We start from the raw sequence: 16,027 nt of genomic DNA, 5'->3' as shown, positions 1-16,027 counted from the left end.
GGAGTCGCGGACCGTATACGGTCGACTGCGCTCCGGTCAGTGCTTGACCGCGGCGGCCACCCCGACACCGGTGAGGGACTTGACCTCCAGCTCCGCGTACTTGCCGGCGTCCGGCTCCTCCTTGGAGAGGAGGGAGCCGAGCCAGCCGAGGAGGAAGCCCAGCGGGATCGAGACGAGCCCGGGGTTCTCCAGCGGGAACCAGTGGAAGTCCACGCCCTTGAACATCGAGGCCGGGCCGCCGGAGACGACCGGGGAGAAGAGGACGAGGACGACGGAGGAGATCAGTCCGCCGTAGATCGACCAGAGCGCGCCCTGGGTGGTGAACCTCTTCCAGAACAGCGAGTAGAGGATCGTCGGCAGGTTGGCCGAGGCGGCGACCGCGAAGGCGAGGGCGACGAGGCCGGCGACGTTGAGGTCGCGGGCGAGGGCGCCGAGCGCGATCGAGACGATGCCGATGAGGACGGTGGACCAGCGGGCGGCCCTCATCTCCTCCTTCTCGGTGGCCTTCCCGCGCTTGATCACGTTCGCGTAGATGTCGTGCGCGAAGGACGAGGACGAGGCCAGGGTCAGACCGGCGACCACGGCGAGGATGGTGGCGAAGGCGACGGCGGAGATGACGGCGAGGAGGATCGCGCCGCCGGTGGAGCCGGCGCCGCCGCCGACCTCGAGGGCGGTGAGCGGGGCCGCCGTGTTGCCGGCCTTGTTGGAGGCCTTGATGGTGTCGCCGCTGAGCAGGGCGGCGGCGCCGAAGCCGAGGACGATCGTCATCAGGTAGAACCCGCCGATGATGCCGATGGCCCAGTTGACCGACTTCCGGGCGGCCTTGGCGGTCGGCACCGTGTAGAAGCGGATCAGGATGTGCGGCAGGCCGGCGGTGCCGAGGACGAGGGCGATGCCGAGGGAGAGGAAGTCCAGCTTCGAGAGGGCGCTGACGCCGTACTTGAGGCCGGGCTCCAGGAAGGCGTCGCCCTTGCCGCTGTTGGTGGCGGCGGCGCCGAGCAGCTGCGAGAGGTTGAAGTCGAACTTCAGCAGGATGAGGAAGGTGATGAGGAGCGTGCCCGCGATGAGCAGGACGGCCTTCACCATCTGCACCCAGGTGGTGCCCTTCATGCCGCCGATGGTCACGTAGACGATCATCAGGACGCCGACGAGGGCGACGATCGCGATCTTGCCGCCGTCGCTGGTGATGCCGAGCAGCAGCGAGACGAGCACGCCCGCGCCCGCCATCTGCGCGAGCAGGTAGAAGATCGAGACGACGATGGTGGAGGTGCCGGCGGCGGTACGGACGGGCCGCTGGCGCATCCGGTAGGCGAGGACGTCGCCCATCGTGAACCGGCCGGAGTTGCGCAGCGGTTCGGCGACCAGGAGCAGGGCGACGAGCCAGGCGACCAGGAAGCCGATCGAGTACAGGAAGCCGTCGTAGCCGTAGAGGGCGATGGCGCCGCTGATGCCGAGGAAGGACGCGGCGGACATGTAGTCGCCGGAGATCGCGAGGCCGTTCTGGAAGCCGGTGAACTGGCCGCCGCCGGCGTAGAAGTCGGCGGCGCTGCGGGTCTGGCGGCCGGCCCAGACGGTGATGACCAGGGTCGCGATGACGAAGGCGCCGAAGAGGGCGATGATCAGCGGTCGGTGCTCGCTGGTGGCGTTGCCCGCCGCGAGCAGGACGGGGGTGCTCATGCGTCGCCCTCCATGCGCTTTCTGATGGCGTCGGACCGGGGGTCGAGCCGGTTCGCCGCGTGCCGGGAGTAGAGCCAGGCGATGAGGAAGGTGGTGGCGAACTGGCCGAGGCCGAGGACGAGGGCCATGTTGATGTTGCCGAAGACCTTGGTCCCCATGAAGCCGCCCGCGTAGTTGGAGAGCAGCACGTACAGCAGGTACCAGGCGATGAAGGCCAGGGTGAGCGGGAAGGCGAAGGAGCGGTACGTACGGCGGAGTTCGCCGAACTCGGCGCCCTGCTGCACCTCGACGAACTGTTCCGTCGTGGGCGTTACGGTATCGGATGCGGCCTCCGTCCCGTTTCTGGGCGGCGGCGGTGCTTCGGTAGCCACGGAATCTCCTCGTGACGCGGGGACGGACGGCATGGTCAAGGGGGCCTCACCGGGGGTGCGGGATCAGGGGCTCCGGGTGGAGCCCCTCCCCTGTCCAACGGCACGGAGCGGACCGGGAAGTGGTTCACACGAGAGATTTCTTCGGTCAGATCTTCATGAAGTCTTCTCAACTCATTGAAGGGCATGGAAGATCAGCGATAGCTTCACTCGTCATGCACCTGCCTGCGCGTAAACCCGCGCGCGGGCAGTACATACGGATGATGTGGAGAACCCATGGCTCATCTGGGATCGAGGCGCGGCCGAGCTCTCGCTCTGCCTGTTGGTCTCGCGCTCACGGCCTCGCTCGGCTTCCTTCCCTCCGGCGCTGCCTCCGCCGCGGAACTGAGCGACGCACCGGCGACTGCCACCGTGGCGACGAACGGGCCGAAGCTGTCGTACGTCGTCAACGTGGCGGGAGGTCACTGGACCGCCGCCAAGGTGAAGAAGGCGATCGTCGCCGCGGGCGGCGAGGTGGTCATCTCGTACGACCAGATAGGCGTCATAGTCGTCCACTCGCAGAACCCCGAGTTCGCGAAGACGATCCGCAAGGCCCGCGGTGTGGTGTCGGCCGGTTCGACCCGTACCGCCCCGCTCTCCGTGCAGACCGACAACTCCGTCGGCGGCGGCACGCAGGAGCTGTCCGAGGCCGAGGCCAAGGCCGCCGCCGCCCGTGCGACGGACGAGCAGGACGCCCTCGAGCCCCTGCAGTGGGACCTCCCGGCGATCAAGGCCGACAAGGCCCACCGCAAGACGCTCGGCAGCAAGCGCGTGACCGTCGGCGTCATCGACACCGGTGTCGACGACACCCACCCGGACCTGGCGCCGAACTTCGACGCCAAGGCCTCCGCGAACTGCGTCTCCGGCAAGCCGGACACCACCGCCGGTTCGTGGCGTCCGAACCCGGGCGAGAGCGACCACGGCACCCACGTCGCCGGTACGATCGCCGCCGCCAAGAACGGCATCGGCATCACCGGTGTCGCCCCGGGCGTCAAGGTCTCCGGCATCAAGGTGTCCACCCCGGACGGCTTCTTCTACACGGAGGCCGTGGTCTGCGGCTTCGTGTGGGCGGCCGAGCACGGCGTCGACATCACGAACAACAGCTACTACACCGACCCGTGGATGTTCGCCTGCAAGAACGACGAGGACCAGAAGGCCCTCATCGAGGCGGTCACCCGCGCGAGCCGCTACGCGGAGCGCAAGGGCACGGTCAACGTCGCGGCGGCCGGCAACTCCAAGTTCGACCTGGCGGCAGACTCGATCGTCGACAACAGCAGCCCGAACGACACCACCCCCGGCGACCGGGTCATCGACCCGAAGGAGTGCCTCGACTACCCGGCCATGCTGCCGGGTGTCGTCACGGTCTCCGCGACCGGCGCCAAGAACCTGAAGGCCTCGTACTCCAACTACGGTCTCGGTGTCATCGACATCGCCGCCCCCGGCGGCGACCGTACGGCGTACCAGACGCCGGAGGCCCCCGCGGTCAACGGCCTCATCCTGTCGACCACGGTCAACGGGGGCTACAACTACAAGGGCGGCACGTCGATGGCCTCGCCGCACGCGGCGGGTGTCCTGGCGCTCATCAAGTCGACGCACCCCCACGCGAGCCCGGCGGCCCTCAAGGCCCTGCTGTACGCGCAGGCGGACAAGCTCGCCTGCACCAACCCGTACGACATCGACAGCGACGGCAAGATCGACGCCGTCTGCGAGGGTCCCAAGAACAAGAACGGCTTCTACGGAGCCGGTCTGATCGACGCGCTGGACGCCGTCCGCCGCTAGTCGGTGAGTGACTGAGCGAGTGAGCGAGGGCCCTGGTGCGGTGTGCCGCACCAGGGCCCTCCGCATGCCCTGCGGCACTGAGTGCCATAGTGCGGTCCATGGACGACACAGTGCGCACCGGTACGGAGTTGTTGTGGTCGGCCCTCGGCGGTGACCCCGCCCTGGTGGACCGGGTGGAGTACGGCGGGCCGGCGGGGCTGCTGGCCGCGCGGCTGCCCGTGATGGAGCTGGCGCGGGCGGCGGTCGCCGTCGCCGGGCTCGCCGCCGTCGAACGGGCCGGGCTCCGGGGTCCGGTCCGCGTGGACGACGGGGCCGTCGCCACCGCGTTCGTGAGCGAGCGTCATCTGCGGGTCGACGGGCGGGCCCCGGTGAGTTTCGCGCCGCTCTCCCGGTTCTGGCGGTCGGCCGACGGCTGGGTCCGTACGCACGCCAACTATCCGCACCACCGGGCGGCCTTGCTGACCGCGCTCGGGGTACGGGACGAGTCCGTGGAGGACGTCGCCGCCGCCGTCGGCGCACGGAAGGCCCTCGATGTCGAGTCGGCGGTGTACGCGGCCGGGGGGCTGGCCGTCGCCCTGCGGACGCCCGCGGAGTGGGCGGCGCACGAGCAGGGCCGGGCGGTGGCGGCGCGTCCGCTGCTGACCCGGGAGCGGCTCGACGAGGCCCCGCCCCGGCGCCGCGGCGGCCCGCTGCGGGTCCTGGACCTGACCCGGGTGATCGCCGGGCCGGTCGCGACCCGGACGCTCGCGCTGCTCGGCGCGGACGTGCTGCGGATCGACCCGCCGGCCAACCCCGAACTGCCGGACCAGCACGCGGACACGGACGTCGGCAAGCGGACCGCCGCGCTCGATCTGGACCGCCCGTCGGACCGGCGTACCTTCGAGGAGCTCCTGGACACGGCCGATGTGCTGGTCACCGGCTACCGGCCGGGCGCGCTCGACCGCTTCGACCTGCACCGGCCGGGTCTGGTCACCGCGCGGCTCTCCGCCTGGGGCGACGACGGTCCCTGGGCCGGGCGGCGCGGCTTCGACAGCCTGGTCCAGGTGGCGACCGGGATCGCGGTCACCGAGGGTTCGGCGGAGCAGCCCGGCGCGCTCCCGGCGCAGGCCCTGGACCACGGGAGCGGCTATCTGCTGGCGGCGGCGGTCCTGCGGTCGCTGACCGAGCAGGACCGGGACGGCGGCACGCGGCTCGTGCGGCTCGCCCTCGCCCAGACGGGGCACTGGCTGACGCACGCGCTGCCGAGGTACGAGCCCGAGCGGTACCTCACCGAGTCGGAGGGCCCGCTCGGGCGGCTGCGGCACGCGCTGTCGCCCGTCGCGTACGAGGGCGGCCCGACGGGCTGGTCACGCCCGCCGGGCCTCCAGAGTGGGGACGAGCCCGTCTGGACTACGGCGTGACGAGGACCTTGAGCGCGGTGCGCTCGTCCATCGCCTTGTAACCGCCGGGGACGCCGTCGAGGCCGACGGTCAGGTCGAAGACCGGCGACGGGTCGATGGTGCCGTCGAGGACGTCCGGGAGCAGCTCGGGGATGTACGCGCGGACGGGGGCGACGCCGCCGCGCAGCGCGATGTTCCGGTCGAACATGACGGACAGGTCGAGGCCGGTGCCGCTGCCGTGCGGGACGCCGACGTAGCCGATCGAGCCGCCGTCGCGGGCGATGGCGACGGCGGTCCGCATGGACTGCTCGGTGCCGACGGCCTCGATGACGGCGTGGGCGCCCTGGCCGCCGGTGAGTTCGCGGACGGCGGCCTCGGCGGCCTCGCCGCGCTCGGCGACGACGTCGGTGGCACCGAAGAGGCGGGCGATGTCGGTACGGACGGTGTGCCGGCCGAGCGCGATGATCCGCTCGGCGCCGAGGCGCTTGGCGGCGAGGACGCCGCAGAGGCCGACGGCGCCGTCGCCGACGACGGCGACGGTGGAGCCCTTGCGGACCCCGGCGCCCAGGGCGGCGTGGTGGCCGGTGCCCAGGACGTCGGAGAGCGCGAGGAGCGCGGTCAGCAGGTGGTCGTCGGAGGCGGCGTCGGCGGGGAGCTTGACGAGGGTGCCGTCGGCGAAGGGGACGCGGACGGCCTCGCCCTGGCCGCCGTCGGAGCCGGCCGAGCCCCAGAATCCGCCGCTCGGGCAGGAGGTCTGGAGGCCCTCGGCGCAGTAGTCGCAGGTGCCGTCGGACCAGACGAAGGGGGCGACGACGAGGTCTCCCGCGGTGAAGCCGGTGACGTCGGAGCCCGCCGCCTCGACGATGCCGAGGAACTCGTGGCCGATGCGCTGGCCGGGCTGCCGGGCGGACTCGCCCCGGTAGGCCCACAGGTCGCTGCCGCAGATGCAGGCGCGCAGGACGCGGACGACGACGTCGGTGGGGTCCTGCACCACCGGGTCGGGCACGTCCTCCACGCGCATGTCGAACGGGGCGTGGATGGTGGTGGCGCGCATGAGGGGCGGTCCTTGCTGTCAGACGGTTGTACGACGTTCACCGTACATCGCGTGGAGCGCTCCCGCCGTCAGCAGGTACTGCGCCGCGATGTAGGTCAGCATGACCCAGAAGTCGGGCGCGGGCAGTGGGGGCCACTCGGCGACGCCGGTGGCGATCAGGGTGTCGGACAGCAGGAAGAGCGCGCCGCCGAGCCCGGCCAGGGGCCCGAGGGCGCTGGAGCGGTAGGCCATCGCGGTGAGCAGCAGGGAGTATCCGGCGACGGGGATCCGCAGCTCGGCGGGGAGGTCGGGCCAGAGGAGCAGGACGGTGCCGGCGAGGGCGGCCGCGTACAGGGCGCCGAGCGCCGGGGACGTACGCCGTCGTCCGAAGAGGACCAGGTAGCAGACGTGGCCGGCGGCGAAGAAGCCCATGCCGACCAGGAAGGCCCAGTCGGCGTCGGTGAGCAGGAACACGTCGCCGCCCCAGCCGAGGAGCAGCGCGGCGGTCAGCGGCTTGGGAGCGCCCCGGGTGACGGCGTACGCGGCGAGCAGGGGCATCAGGAGCGGCTTGGCGATCTGGTGGCCGAGCTCGGCACCGGCGAGCAGGGAGACCAGGTCGACGGCGGTCGCGAGCCCGAAGGCGGCGAGCAGCGCGTGCGGGAGCCGGTGGGGGGAGGCCTTCACGCGGCGGCCTTTGGGGCGGCCGGGCCGGGGCCCGGGGTGTCCGCGGGCGCGGGCGGGGGCGCGGACGGGGACGCGGACATGGGCGCGGGCGCGGGCTGCCAGCCCGGGCCGCGGAGGAGCCGGCCGGCCCGCTCGCGCCAGTCGTGCGCGGCCTTGAGGTCGCGGGCGATGGCGGCGTACTCGTGGGTGGCGACGCGCAGCGGGTTGTAGGTCTCGATGTTCTTCGTGAGGCCGTAGACGGGCCGCTCGGTCTCGCCGGTCCAGGAGCCGAACAACCGGTCCCAGACGATGAGGATCCCGCCGAAGTTCCGGTCCAGGTAGCCGCCTTGGGAGGCGTGGTGGACGCGGTGGTGCGAGGGGGTGTTGAGGACGTACTCGAAGGGCCGGGGCAGCTTGTCGATCCGCTCGGTGTGGATCCAGAACTGGTAGACGAGGCTGACCGAGGAGCAGAAGGCGACGGCGGCCGGGTGGACGCCGAGCGCGATCATCGGCAGGTAGAACGGCCACGCGGTGAAGCCGGTCCACGGCTGGCGCAGCGCGGTGGACAGGTTGAACCTGCGGCTGCTGTGGTGCACGACGTGGGACGCCCACAGGATCCGGACGACATGGTGGCCGCGGTGCTGCCAGTAGTAGAAGAAGTCCTGGGCGAGCAGCATCAGCGGGATCGTCCACCACAGGACGGGGACGCGGAGCGGGGTGAGTTCGTACACCGCCGTGTAGACCGCGACGATCGGGATCTTCCACCCGAGGTCGACGAAGAGGCTCCCGAGCCCCATGCCCATGCTCGTGGCCGTGTCCCTGGCCTCGTAGCCGACGGCGTCCTCGTCGGGATGGAGGCGGTAGCCGACCATCTCCAGGACGGCGAGCAGGACGAACGCCGGTATGGACCAGAGCACGACATCGGGCAGGTTCGGCATGCCGATGACGGTAGAGGCGGGGGTCGGGGCGCGGATAGACGTCGTTACCGACAAGTATGCGAGACGATTTGTCAGCAAGCTTTGGCGCCTTCTGACAAGGAGCGTCCGGGAGGCTAGATTCCCGTCGCTCCCAGCAACGAACCCGCGCCGTAGGTGACCGCCATCGCCAGGGCGCCGCCCGCCACGTTGCGGAGGATCGCGCGGCCCGCGGGTGCCTCGCCGAGGCGGGCGCTCCACCAGCCGGTGAGGGTCAGGGCCGCGAGGACGGAGACGACCGTGACCCAGAGGCGGGCCGGGGCCGGGGGGAGGACGATCGCGAGGAGCGGGAGCAGGGCGCCGACGGTGAAGGCGAGGAAGCTCGCGGCGGCGGCGTGCCAGGGGATCGTGAGCCGGTCGGGGTCGATGCCCAGCTCCACGCGCGCGTGGGCGCGCAGGGCGTCGCGGGCGGTGAGCTGCTCGGCGGCCTCGCGGGCCACGTCGGCGGAGAGGCCGCGGGCCGCCAGGAGCCCGGTGAGTTCGGCGAGCTCCGCCTCCGGGTCCTCGCGGAGTTCGCGCTTCTCCTGGGCGAGGGCGGCCTCCTCGGAGTCGCGCTGGGTGGAGACCGAGACGTACTCCCCCGCAGCCATCGACATCGATCCGGCGAGGAGCCCCGCGAGGCCGGCGGTGAGCAGGGCCGCCTGGGACTCGGTGGCGCCGGCGACGCCGACGACGAGGCCCGCGGTGGAGACGACTCCGTCGTTGGCTCCGAGCACGGCCGCCCGGAGCCAGTTGAGACGGGAGCCGAGGCCTCCGCCGTGGGCCTCGTGCGCGGGGGCGTCGGTGTCCTGGGGTGCGTCGGTCACGTCAGGAGCGTCGCACCCGGCGGGTCACCAGACGCGGACCGACCCGCCCGGGGCGAAGGCCGGGCTGGTGGCACCCGCGGGAACCTCCTTCAGGGGTTCGGCGATCTCCTCGACGCGCGGGCCGTGGACGGCGGCGAGCGGGTCGAGCAGGCGGAGGTCGAAGCCGTAGACGCGGGCCGCGTTGCCGCCGACCATCGCCGCGACCTCGTCCCTCGGCAGTCCCGCGTAGGCGATCCGGAGGCCTTCACGGGAGAACGGGGTGGTGCCCTCGTCGTGCGGGTAGTCGCTGCCCCACATGATCTTGTCGAGGCCGATGCGGTCGCGCAGCGGCACCTCGTGCGGGCGCATGAAGCTCGCGCCGACGAAGCAGTTGTCGCGCCAGACCGTGCTGGGTCCCTTGCCCATGGCCTCGGCGAGGCCCGCGCCGAACTTCGACTCCGCCGTGGAGGCCTTCGTCGCGGCCGACACCAGGCGGCCGTGGTAGTAGTCCAGCATGTCGAGCACGCCCGGGATCCATCCCGAGCCCTGCTCGGTCAGGACCAGCTTGAGCCCGGGGTGGCGCCGGAAGGCGCCGCCGAAGACCAGGTGCCACAGCGCCCGGTGGGAGAACCAGGTGGTCTCCACCATGAAGACGGCGCGGGCGGCCGGTTCGTCGCCCAGCGGCGGCGACGCCGAGCCGCCGTGGTGGTTGACGGGGACGTCGAGCTCGGCGCAGACCGCCCAGATCGGGTCGTACGCCTCCGAGTACAGCTCGGGCACCGGTGAGCCGGGCGGCACCCCCGGCAGCAGGATGCCCCCGGTGAGGCCCGCCTCGCGGGCGCGGCGGATCTCGGCGACCGCCGCGTCGACGTCGTTGAGGAGGATCTGCGCCACGCCGGCCCTGCGCCCCGGCGCGGCCGCGCAGAAGTCGGCCAGCCAGCGGTTGTGCGCCTGGAGTCCGGCCCAGCGCTGCTCGTACTCGGCCGCACCGGGCGGCTGGGCCATCAGGGAGGCCTTGGGGAAGAACGGCGGGACGGTGTTGGGGAAGACGACCTCGGCGACGATGCCGTCCGCCTCCAGCTCGCGCAGCCGGCGCTCGGAGTTCCAGTTGCGGTCGGCGGTGTCGGCGAGCAGGTCCTCGTACGGGTTGACGTAGCCGGCCGCCCAGGCGTCGAAGGCCTCGTGGTGCTTCCTCTCCAGGTACGGGCGGTAGTCGAGGAGGTCGGCGCCGGCGTGGCAGTCGGCCGAGATGACGGTGTAGCGGTCCATCAGCCCACCCCCAGGGCGGGGAAGTCGTGGTCCGTCAGCCAGTGCCGGCCGACCTCGCGCGAGCGGGCCCAGGAGGCCTCCACGGCGGCCTGGTCGGCGGGCTGGCCCAGGTCGGCGGGGGTGGGGCCGATGCGGCGGGCGATCGGATCCAGCTTCCGGACGTCGAATCCGAAGACCTCGGCCGCCGAGAGGCCCAGCATCCGGCGGGTCTCCGCCACCGGGATGTCGTGGAAGGTCTTCCGGAGCCACGCGCGCGTGTCCGGCCAGGTTCCCTCCGGGTGCGGGAAGTCCGAGCCCCACAGGATGTTGTCGACGCCGATCTCGTACCGCTGGGCGAGTTCGCGCCGCTTGGTGTTGGTGGCGCAGATGAAGACCTGCCGGTCCAGGTACTCGCTCGGCGGCCGCCTCAGCTCCGCGAACGGGGACAGCTTCTTGCCGCCGTGGGCGCCGAGGTAGAGCCGGTCCATGAACCAGAGGAGGTTCGGCAGCCACCAGCAGCCCGACTCGGCGACCCCGAACCGGAGCGCGGGGTGCCGCTCGAAGACGCCCGACCAGAGCAGGAACCACAGCGGCCTGGCCGGCCACCAGGTGACCTCGGAGACGTAGATGCCGAGGTGGTCGCCGTACTCCTCGCGGGGCGCCGCTCCCGAGTGGGTGACCAGGGGCATCCCGGTCTCGGCGGCGGCCGCCCAGACGGGGTCGTAGCGCCGGTCGTGGTACGGCTCCTTGTCCACCCACATGGAGGGGATCATCAGCGCCCCGAGCCCGGACTCCTTGGCCCGGTGGATCTCGGCGACGACCTTCGCGGGCTCGGCCGTGATCGGCAGCAGCGCGACCCCGCAGTGCCGTACCGCGCTTTGGGTGTTCCCGCCCACGAACTCGGCGAGCCAGCGGTTGTGCGCCTGCGCGCCCGCCATGCCGAGCTCGGGGTCCTGGTCGCCGGAGAGGCCGAGGCCGACGCCGAAGGGCGCGGCGGTCTGGCTGTCGACGGCGTCCGCGTCGGGGAAGACGACCTCGGCGGCCACCCCGTCGCCGTCGAGCTCCTTGAGCCGCTGCCCGGCGTCCCAGCCGCCGCGCAGCCCTTCCGCGTTGTCGCTGAACCACTTGTTCGCGAAGGCCTCGTTGCGGACCCCGAGCCGGGTCATGGCCTCGCGGCGCGCCTCGCGTCCGGCGAGGAACTCGTCGAACGCGCCGTGGAAGCGGGAGTCGAGGTAGGGCCGGTACTCCTCGGTGGGCAGTCCGGCGTGGCAGTCGGAGGAGATGATCAGATACGGGTCGTTCGGATCGGCCATCGGGGCCCCCTCAGTCGAGGATGAAGTTCTCCAGGTACGACGGGTTCGAGCGGTCGAGCATCGACCGCGAGCGCGCCGTGATCTGCCGGTCGCTGTGCTCGCTCGCCGGCAGCATCCAGAAGCGGTCGGCGCGGATGCCGTCGACGACGTGCTCGGCGACCTCCTCCACCGGGGTGAAGGCGACCTCGTGTCCGGCCTCCTTCATGGCGGCCTCCCACTGGTCGAGGCTGCGGTACGGGGTCCGGCGCGGGCGCTCCTTGGCGTACCGCTCGGGCCGGTTGCGGTGCGACTCCCAGAGGCCGGTGCGGAGCATGTGCGGTCCGGGGAAGAGCACGGAGGCGCTCACGCGCGCGTGCTCGGCCCTGAGGTGGGCGTAGAGCGACTCGGTCATGGTGACGACGGCCGCCTTGGTGACCGCGTACACGGAGGCGGTGGGCAGCGGGGCGATGCCGCCGTCGCCGGAGGAGGTGTTGACGACATGGCCGGGTTCGCCGCCCGCGAGCATGCGGGGGACGAAGGCCTGGATGCCGTGGAAGACTCCCCAGACGTTGACGGAGAAGGCCCACTTCCAGTCGTTGGGCTCGTGCTCCCACATGCGGCCCTCGGCGCCGGAGCCGACGCCGGCGTTGTTGCAGAGGACGTGGACGGCGCCGAAGGTGTCGTACGCGGACTCCGCGAACGCCCGCACCTCGTCGGGGTCCGATACGTCGACCGTCCGGGCGAGGACCTGCGCCCCGCCCTCCATCAGCTCGTCGGCGGCCTCGGCGAGCGCGCCCTCCTCGACGTCGCCGAGGACGACGGCGAGGCCCTCGGCGGCGAAGCGGCGGGCCATCGCGAGCCCGATGCCGCTCGCCGCGCCGGTGACGACGGCGACCTGTCCTTCGCGCAGCTCCATCAGACGCTCCCCTCGGGCGGGCCGTCGAGGATCTGCTGCGGGTCGTCGTACCGCTGGTGGATGTAGGGCAGGAGGGCCCGCGCGGAGACGCGCTCGGCGACCGTGCCCTTCTGGTCGGTGGTCTTCTCGCCGATGGTGATCTCGACGAGCCGGCGGACGGGGAGGTCGGCGACGGGGTCGTACATGGACTCGCGCAGCACCACGTCGCCGGTGACGCGCTCCAGCTTCCGCACCTTCTCGTTGCGGACGCAGTGGACGAGGACGGGGTCGGCGTCGAAGCCGGAGCCCTCCACGCCCGGGAGGAACTTGAAGTAGAAGTCGGTCTTCTCGACCGGTTCCGGCAGGGGCAGGGGTCCGGAGACCGCGCCGCGCACCTCGACGAAGTCGATGCCGTGCCGTCCGAGCGAGGCGCGGACGACGAGCCCGTCGCGCTCGACGACGACCTCGCCGAGCTTCTTCGGTTCGCCGAAGACCTCGCGGCCGCCGACGAGGGCGCGCTCGTGGGTCATCGGCATCACCAGCGGGTACCAGCCCTCGCGGTCGCCGTGGGCGGCGGCGACCGCCACCGATCCGGCGCCGAGGGGGTAGCCGGGCAGGTCGACCTGGGAGATGTTGGCCCGCACGAGGGGCCGCTCGGTGGGTTTCAGCGGGGGCGGCAGGACGGCCGCCACCACTTCCGGATCGGTCTCCCAGACGGCGACCACTCCGGTGGACCAGATGTCGGGGAGCTTCGCGCTCCGGGTGCGGGCCGCCGTGATCTCGGCGTCCGTGCGCGCCCCGTACCGTACTCGTGCCATGACGTACCACCCTTCAGGGGGTCGGGCCTGTAACAGAGTTACACCGGCGGCGATGAAGGGTAAAGACCCGTGCACGCGACAGAGTTGGGGGACCGGATGGCGCGCGCCGCGCTCACCCGCGAGGAAGTCCTGGAGACCGCGGCCGCCCTGGTGCGCCAGCACGGCCCCGACGCCCTCACCATGCGCAAGCTCGCGGCCGAGCTCGGCACCGCGGTCACCTCGATCTACTGGCACGTCGGCAACCGCGAGTCCCTGCTCGACGCACTGGTCGAGCGGACGGTCGCCGATCTCGACACGATCCGCCCGCGCGGCGCGACCCCCGCCGAGCGCCTGGTCTCGGTCGCCCGCGCGCTGCGCCGGGCCCTGCGCGAGCGCCCCCACCTGGTCGCGATGGTCCACGAACGGGGCCTGACGGAACGCATGTTCCTGCCCGCCCAGCGCGCCCTGGTCCACGAGGCGCACGCCGCGGGACTGCGCGGGGCGCACGCGGCGCGGGCCGTCCGCGCCGTGCAGTTCCAGGTCGTCGGCTATGTCCTGGTGGAGCGCAACCGGGAGCGCGCACCGGCGCAGTCGCCCGCAGAGGAGGAGCTGTGGAGCGGCGAGGACGCCGAGTCCGACGACCCCCTCGCCCGCGCGCTCGCCGCGCCGATCGACACCGAGCGCCTGTTCGTCGACTCGGTGCGGGCCCTGGTGGACGGACTCCTCGCCGGGGCCCCCGGGGACACCGGGGACGGAGTCGCCGGCCGCGGGCCGTATTCTCAGTGACCGTGCTTGACGACCGTACGACAGCAGCGACGTGGCCGGCCGCCTACCCGCAGGGGTACGCGGTCGTCGACGTGGAGACCACCGGACTCGCCCGCGACGACCGGATAGTGTCGGCTGCCGTCTACCGGCTGGACGCCCAGGGGAACGTCGAGGACCACTGGTACACGCTCGTCAACCCCGAGCGTGATCCGGGACCCGTCTGGATCCACGGGCTCACCACCGACGTCCTGGAGGGCGCTCCGCTCTTCCCGGAGATCGCGGCGGAGTTCGCGGCCCGGCTGGACGGGCGGGTGCTCGTCGCGCACAACGCGATGTTCGACTGGCAGATGATCGCGCGGGAGTACGCGCGCGCGGAGTCGGCCGCGCCGGTGCGGCAGCGGCTGTGCACGATCGCGCTCGCCAAGGAGCTGTCGCTGCCGCTGCCGAACCACAAGCTGGAGTCGCTCGCCGCGCACTTCGGTGTGGTGCAGCAGCGCGCGCACCACGCGCTGGACGACGCGCGGGTGCTCGCCGAGGCGTTCCGGCCGAGTCTGCACGCGGCGGCCGAGCGCAACGTACGGCTGCCGCTGCTCGAGTGCCGGCCGCTGACCGAGTGGGCCGCGTCGCCCGCGCAGCCGCGGATCGGCCATCAGGCCGGGTACGCCTCCTCGTACCGGGCGGGCAGCTGGCGTCCCTCGCGGAAGCGGCCGCCGTGCCCGTACCCCAACCCGGGCCGGTACGAGGCGGACAAACCACTCAAGCAGGGCATGCGGGTGGCGTTCTCCGGGGACACCTCCGTCGACCGCGAGCTCCTCGAGGACCGTACGGTCGAGGCCGGGCTCCATGTGGCGGGGAGCGTCTCCCGGCTCACCAGCCTCCTCGTCACCAACGACCCGGACTCCGCCACCTCCAAGACCGTCAAGGCCAAGTCCTTCGGCACGCCGATCGTCGACGAGGCGGCCTACACCCAGTTGCTGCGGGACGTGGCCCCGGCAGACGGGTGACACCCCCGGCCCGGCGGGCGTGCCGAGCTGCGCCCGCCCGCCCGGAGCCCCACCCTGTGGCGCATGGCACGTTGTGAGGTCTGCGGAAACGATTACGGCATGTCCTTCGAGGTACATGCGCAAGGCGCGATCCATGTCTTCGACTGCTTCGCCTGCGCCATCCACCGTATGGCGCCCATCTGCGAGCACTGCCGGGTCCAGATCATCGGGCAGGGCGTCGAGGTCGACGGCAGCTGGTACTGCGGCGGCCACTGCGCCCGCGCGGAGGGAAAGGTGGGCATCGTCGACAGGGTCTGAGACGGGCGGGGCCGGAACGACCGCGTGAGGCGGGCGGGCCGAGGACCACGGGGTCCGAGGCGGGCGGGGCCGCGGACCGCGGGGTCTGAGGCGGGCGGGGCCGCGGACCGCGGGGTCTGAGGAAACGATCCTGGGCTCGTCCCCGCGAGCCGCCCCCCGTGCGTACACCCCATCGACCGAGTTGTACGGTCATGGGGTGTACCGCTTCTTGTTGTCCCGGCAGTGGGTGATCCTCACCCTCATCGCCCTCGTCCTCGTCCCGACGATGATCGAGCTGGGCTTCTGGCAGTTCCACCGGCACGAGCGCCGGGTCGCCCAGAACGCCCTCATCGCGGACAGCATCGCGGCGAAGCCGGTCCCGGTCGAGGACCTCACCTCCCCCGGCCACACGGTCCCGCGCTCCGACTACTGGCGGCCCGTCACCGCCACCGGCACCTTCGACACCGCCCACGAGGTGGTCGTCCGCCGCCGCACCTCCTCCGACGAGCGGGTCGGCGTGCACATCCTGAGCCCGCTGGTCCTCCGGGACGGCCGGATCGTCCTGGTCAACCGCGGCTGGATCCCGGCCGCAGCCGACCAGCACTCCTACCCGCCGGTGCCGCCCGCCCCCAAGGGCGAGGTCACCATCAGCGGCCGGCTCAAGGCCGACGAGACGACCGGCGCCAGCGGCATCAAGGACCTGAAGGGCCTGCCGGACCGCCAGGTCATGCTCATCAACAGCGGGCAGCAGGCGGAGCTCATCGGCCGCGAGGTGCTCGGCGGCTACCTGGAGCAGACCGGGCCCGAGCCCGCCGGGGACACCCCCGAGCTGATCCCCGAGCCCGACCACTCGTCGATCGGCGCCCACATGGCGTACGCCGTCCAGTGGTGGCTCTTCGCGGCCGGCGTACCCGTCGGCTGGGTGATCCTGGTCCGCCGCGAGAAGCACGACCGGCAGACCGCCGCCTCCTCCGGGACCACGGGAAACGACGCCCCGGGAACCCCGGAACGGGACCCTGAGGCGATCCAGGCCACCCCGTCCCTCTGATTGAC

General features: G+C 72.2%; 16 protein-coding genes. 6 read left to right on the top strand and 10 right to left on the bottom strand.

Annotated features, from left to right (window positions below):
• Window positions 1-36: 36 nt before the first annotated feature.
• On the bottom strand, window positions 37-1,677 hold the full coding sequence (locus ACIP84_RS18900) for a cation acetate symporter (protein WP_319308190.1): 1,641 nt from the start codon (window positions 1,675-1,677) through the stop codon (window positions 37-39).
• Window positions 1,674-2,048: a DUF485 domain-containing protein gene (locus ACIP84_RS18895; protein WP_355964951.1), complete on the bottom strand. Its 375-nt coding sequence runs from the start codon at window positions 2,046-2,048 to the stop codon at window positions 1,674-1,676. Before ACIP84_RS18895 ends, ACIP84_RS18900 begins: the two co-directional genes overlap by 4 nt.
• Before the next feature lie 273 nt (window positions 2,049-2,321).
• On the opposite strand from ACIP84_RS18895, the gene ACIP84_RS18890 reads away from it, so the two are divergent.
• Together ACIP84_RS18890 and ACIP84_RS18885 are read left to right on the top strand one after the other, a co-directional pair.
• Window positions 2,322-3,863 carry a S8 family serine peptidase gene (locus ACIP84_RS18890; RefSeq protein WP_355964950.1) on the top strand — a complete coding sequence of 514 codons (1,542 nt, stop codon included), beginning with the start codon at window positions 2,322-2,324 and terminating at the stop codon, window positions 3,861-3,863.
• Between the two features lie 98 nt (window positions 3,864-3,961).
• Window positions 3,962-5,263 carry a CoA transferase gene (locus ACIP84_RS18885; RefSeq protein ID WP_401798769.1) on the top strand — a complete coding sequence of 434 codons (1,302 nt, stop codon included), beginning with the start codon at window positions 3,962-3,964 and terminating at the stop codon, window positions 5,261-5,263.
• Here ACIP84_RS18885 and ACIP84_RS18880 read toward each other — a convergent pair.
• From ACIP84_RS18880 to ACIP84_RS18845, 8 genes are all read right to left on the bottom strand, one after another.
• Window positions 5,253-6,296: a zinc-dependent alcohol dehydrogenase family protein gene (locus ACIP84_RS18880; protein ID WP_401798767.1), complete on the bottom strand. Its 1,044-nt coding sequence runs from the start codon at window positions 6,294-6,296 to the stop codon at window positions 5,253-5,255. The genes ACIP84_RS18885 and ACIP84_RS18880 overlap by 11 nt on opposite strands.
• Before the next feature lie 18 nt (window positions 6,297-6,314).
• The gene (locus ACIP84_RS18875; RefSeq protein WP_401798765.1) at window positions 6,315-6,959 is read right to left on the bottom strand and encodes a lysoplasmalogenase; all 645 of its coding nucleotides are present in this window, start codon (window positions 6,957-6,959) and stop codon (window positions 6,315-6,317) included.
• On the bottom strand, window positions 6,956-7,876 hold the full coding sequence (locus ACIP84_RS18870) for a sterol desaturase family protein (RefSeq protein ID WP_401798763.1): 921 nt from the start codon (window positions 7,874-7,876) through the stop codon (window positions 6,956-6,958). The genes ACIP84_RS18875 and ACIP84_RS18870 overlap by 4 nt, the downstream gene beginning before the upstream one ends.
• 113 nt (window positions 7,877-7,989) lie before the next feature.
• Window positions 7,990-8,718 carry a VIT family protein gene (locus tag ACIP84_RS18865; protein ID WP_401798761.1) on the bottom strand — a complete coding sequence of 243 codons (729 nt, stop codon included), beginning with the start codon at window positions 8,716-8,718 and terminating at the stop codon, window positions 7,990-7,992.
• Window positions 8,719-8,742: 24 nt separating this feature from the next.
• A complete protein-coding gene (locus ACIP84_RS18860; RefSeq protein ID WP_401798759.1) occupies window positions 8,743-9,966 on the bottom strand; it encodes an amidohydrolase family protein in 1,224 nt (407 codons plus the stop codon).
• Window positions 9,966-11,258, bottom strand: a complete 1,293-nt coding sequence (locus ACIP84_RS18855; protein WP_401798757.1) for an amidohydrolase family protein — start codon at window positions 11,256-11,258, stop codon at window positions 9,966-9,968. Before ACIP84_RS18855 ends, ACIP84_RS18860 begins: the two co-directional genes overlap by 1 nt.
• Window positions 11,259-11,268: 10 nt before the next feature.
• Window positions 11,269-12,153: an SDR family NAD(P)-dependent oxidoreductase gene (locus ACIP84_RS18850; RefSeq protein ID WP_401798755.1), complete on the bottom strand. Its 885-nt coding sequence runs from the start codon at window positions 12,151-12,153 to the stop codon at window positions 11,269-11,271.
• Window positions 12,153-12,950 carry an acetoacetate decarboxylase family protein gene (locus ACIP84_RS18845; protein ID WP_383589321.1) on the bottom strand — a complete coding sequence of 266 codons (798 nt, stop codon included), beginning with the start codon at window positions 12,948-12,950 and terminating at the stop codon, window positions 12,153-12,155. The genes ACIP84_RS18850 and ACIP84_RS18845 overlap by 1 nt, the downstream gene beginning before the upstream one ends.
• Before the next feature lie 96 nt (window positions 12,951-13,046).
• On the opposite strand from ACIP84_RS18845, the gene ACIP84_RS18840 reads away from it, so the two are divergent.
• From ACIP84_RS18840 to ACIP84_RS18825, 4 genes are all read left to right on the top strand, one after another.
• A complete protein-coding gene (locus ACIP84_RS18840; RefSeq protein WP_401798839.1) occupies window positions 13,047-13,715 on the top strand; it encodes a TetR/AcrR family transcriptional regulator in 669 nt (222 codons plus the stop codon).
• The gene (locus ACIP84_RS18835; RefSeq protein ID WP_355964940.1) at window positions 13,712-14,698 is read left to right on the top strand and encodes a DEDDh family exonuclease; all 987 of its coding nucleotides are present in this window, start codon (window positions 13,712-13,714) and stop codon (window positions 14,696-14,698) included. The genes ACIP84_RS18840 and ACIP84_RS18835 overlap by 4 nt, the downstream gene beginning before the upstream one ends.
• A 63-nt stretch (window positions 14,699-14,761) precedes the next feature.
• Window positions 14,762-14,995: a hypothetical protein gene (locus ACIP84_RS18830; protein ID WP_015032679.1), complete on the top strand. Its 234-nt coding sequence runs from the start codon at window positions 14,762-14,764 to the stop codon at window positions 14,993-14,995.
• Window positions 14,996-15,191: 196 nt separating this feature from the next.
• Window positions 15,192-16,022 (top strand): SURF1 family protein, encoded by an 831-nt coding sequence (locus ACIP84_RS18825; RefSeq protein WP_401798754.1) that lies wholly within the window; start codon window positions 15,192-15,194, stop codon window positions 16,020-16,022.
• Window positions 16,023-16,027: the final 5 nt, after the last annotated feature.

It is taken from the genome of Streptomyces sp. NPDC088707 (assembly GCF_044752725.1).
Taxonomy (GTDB): Bacteria; Actinomycetota; Actinomycetes; order Streptomycetales; family Streptomycetaceae; genus Streptomyces.
This window is presented reverse-complemented; position numbering and strand designations above follow the sequence as displayed.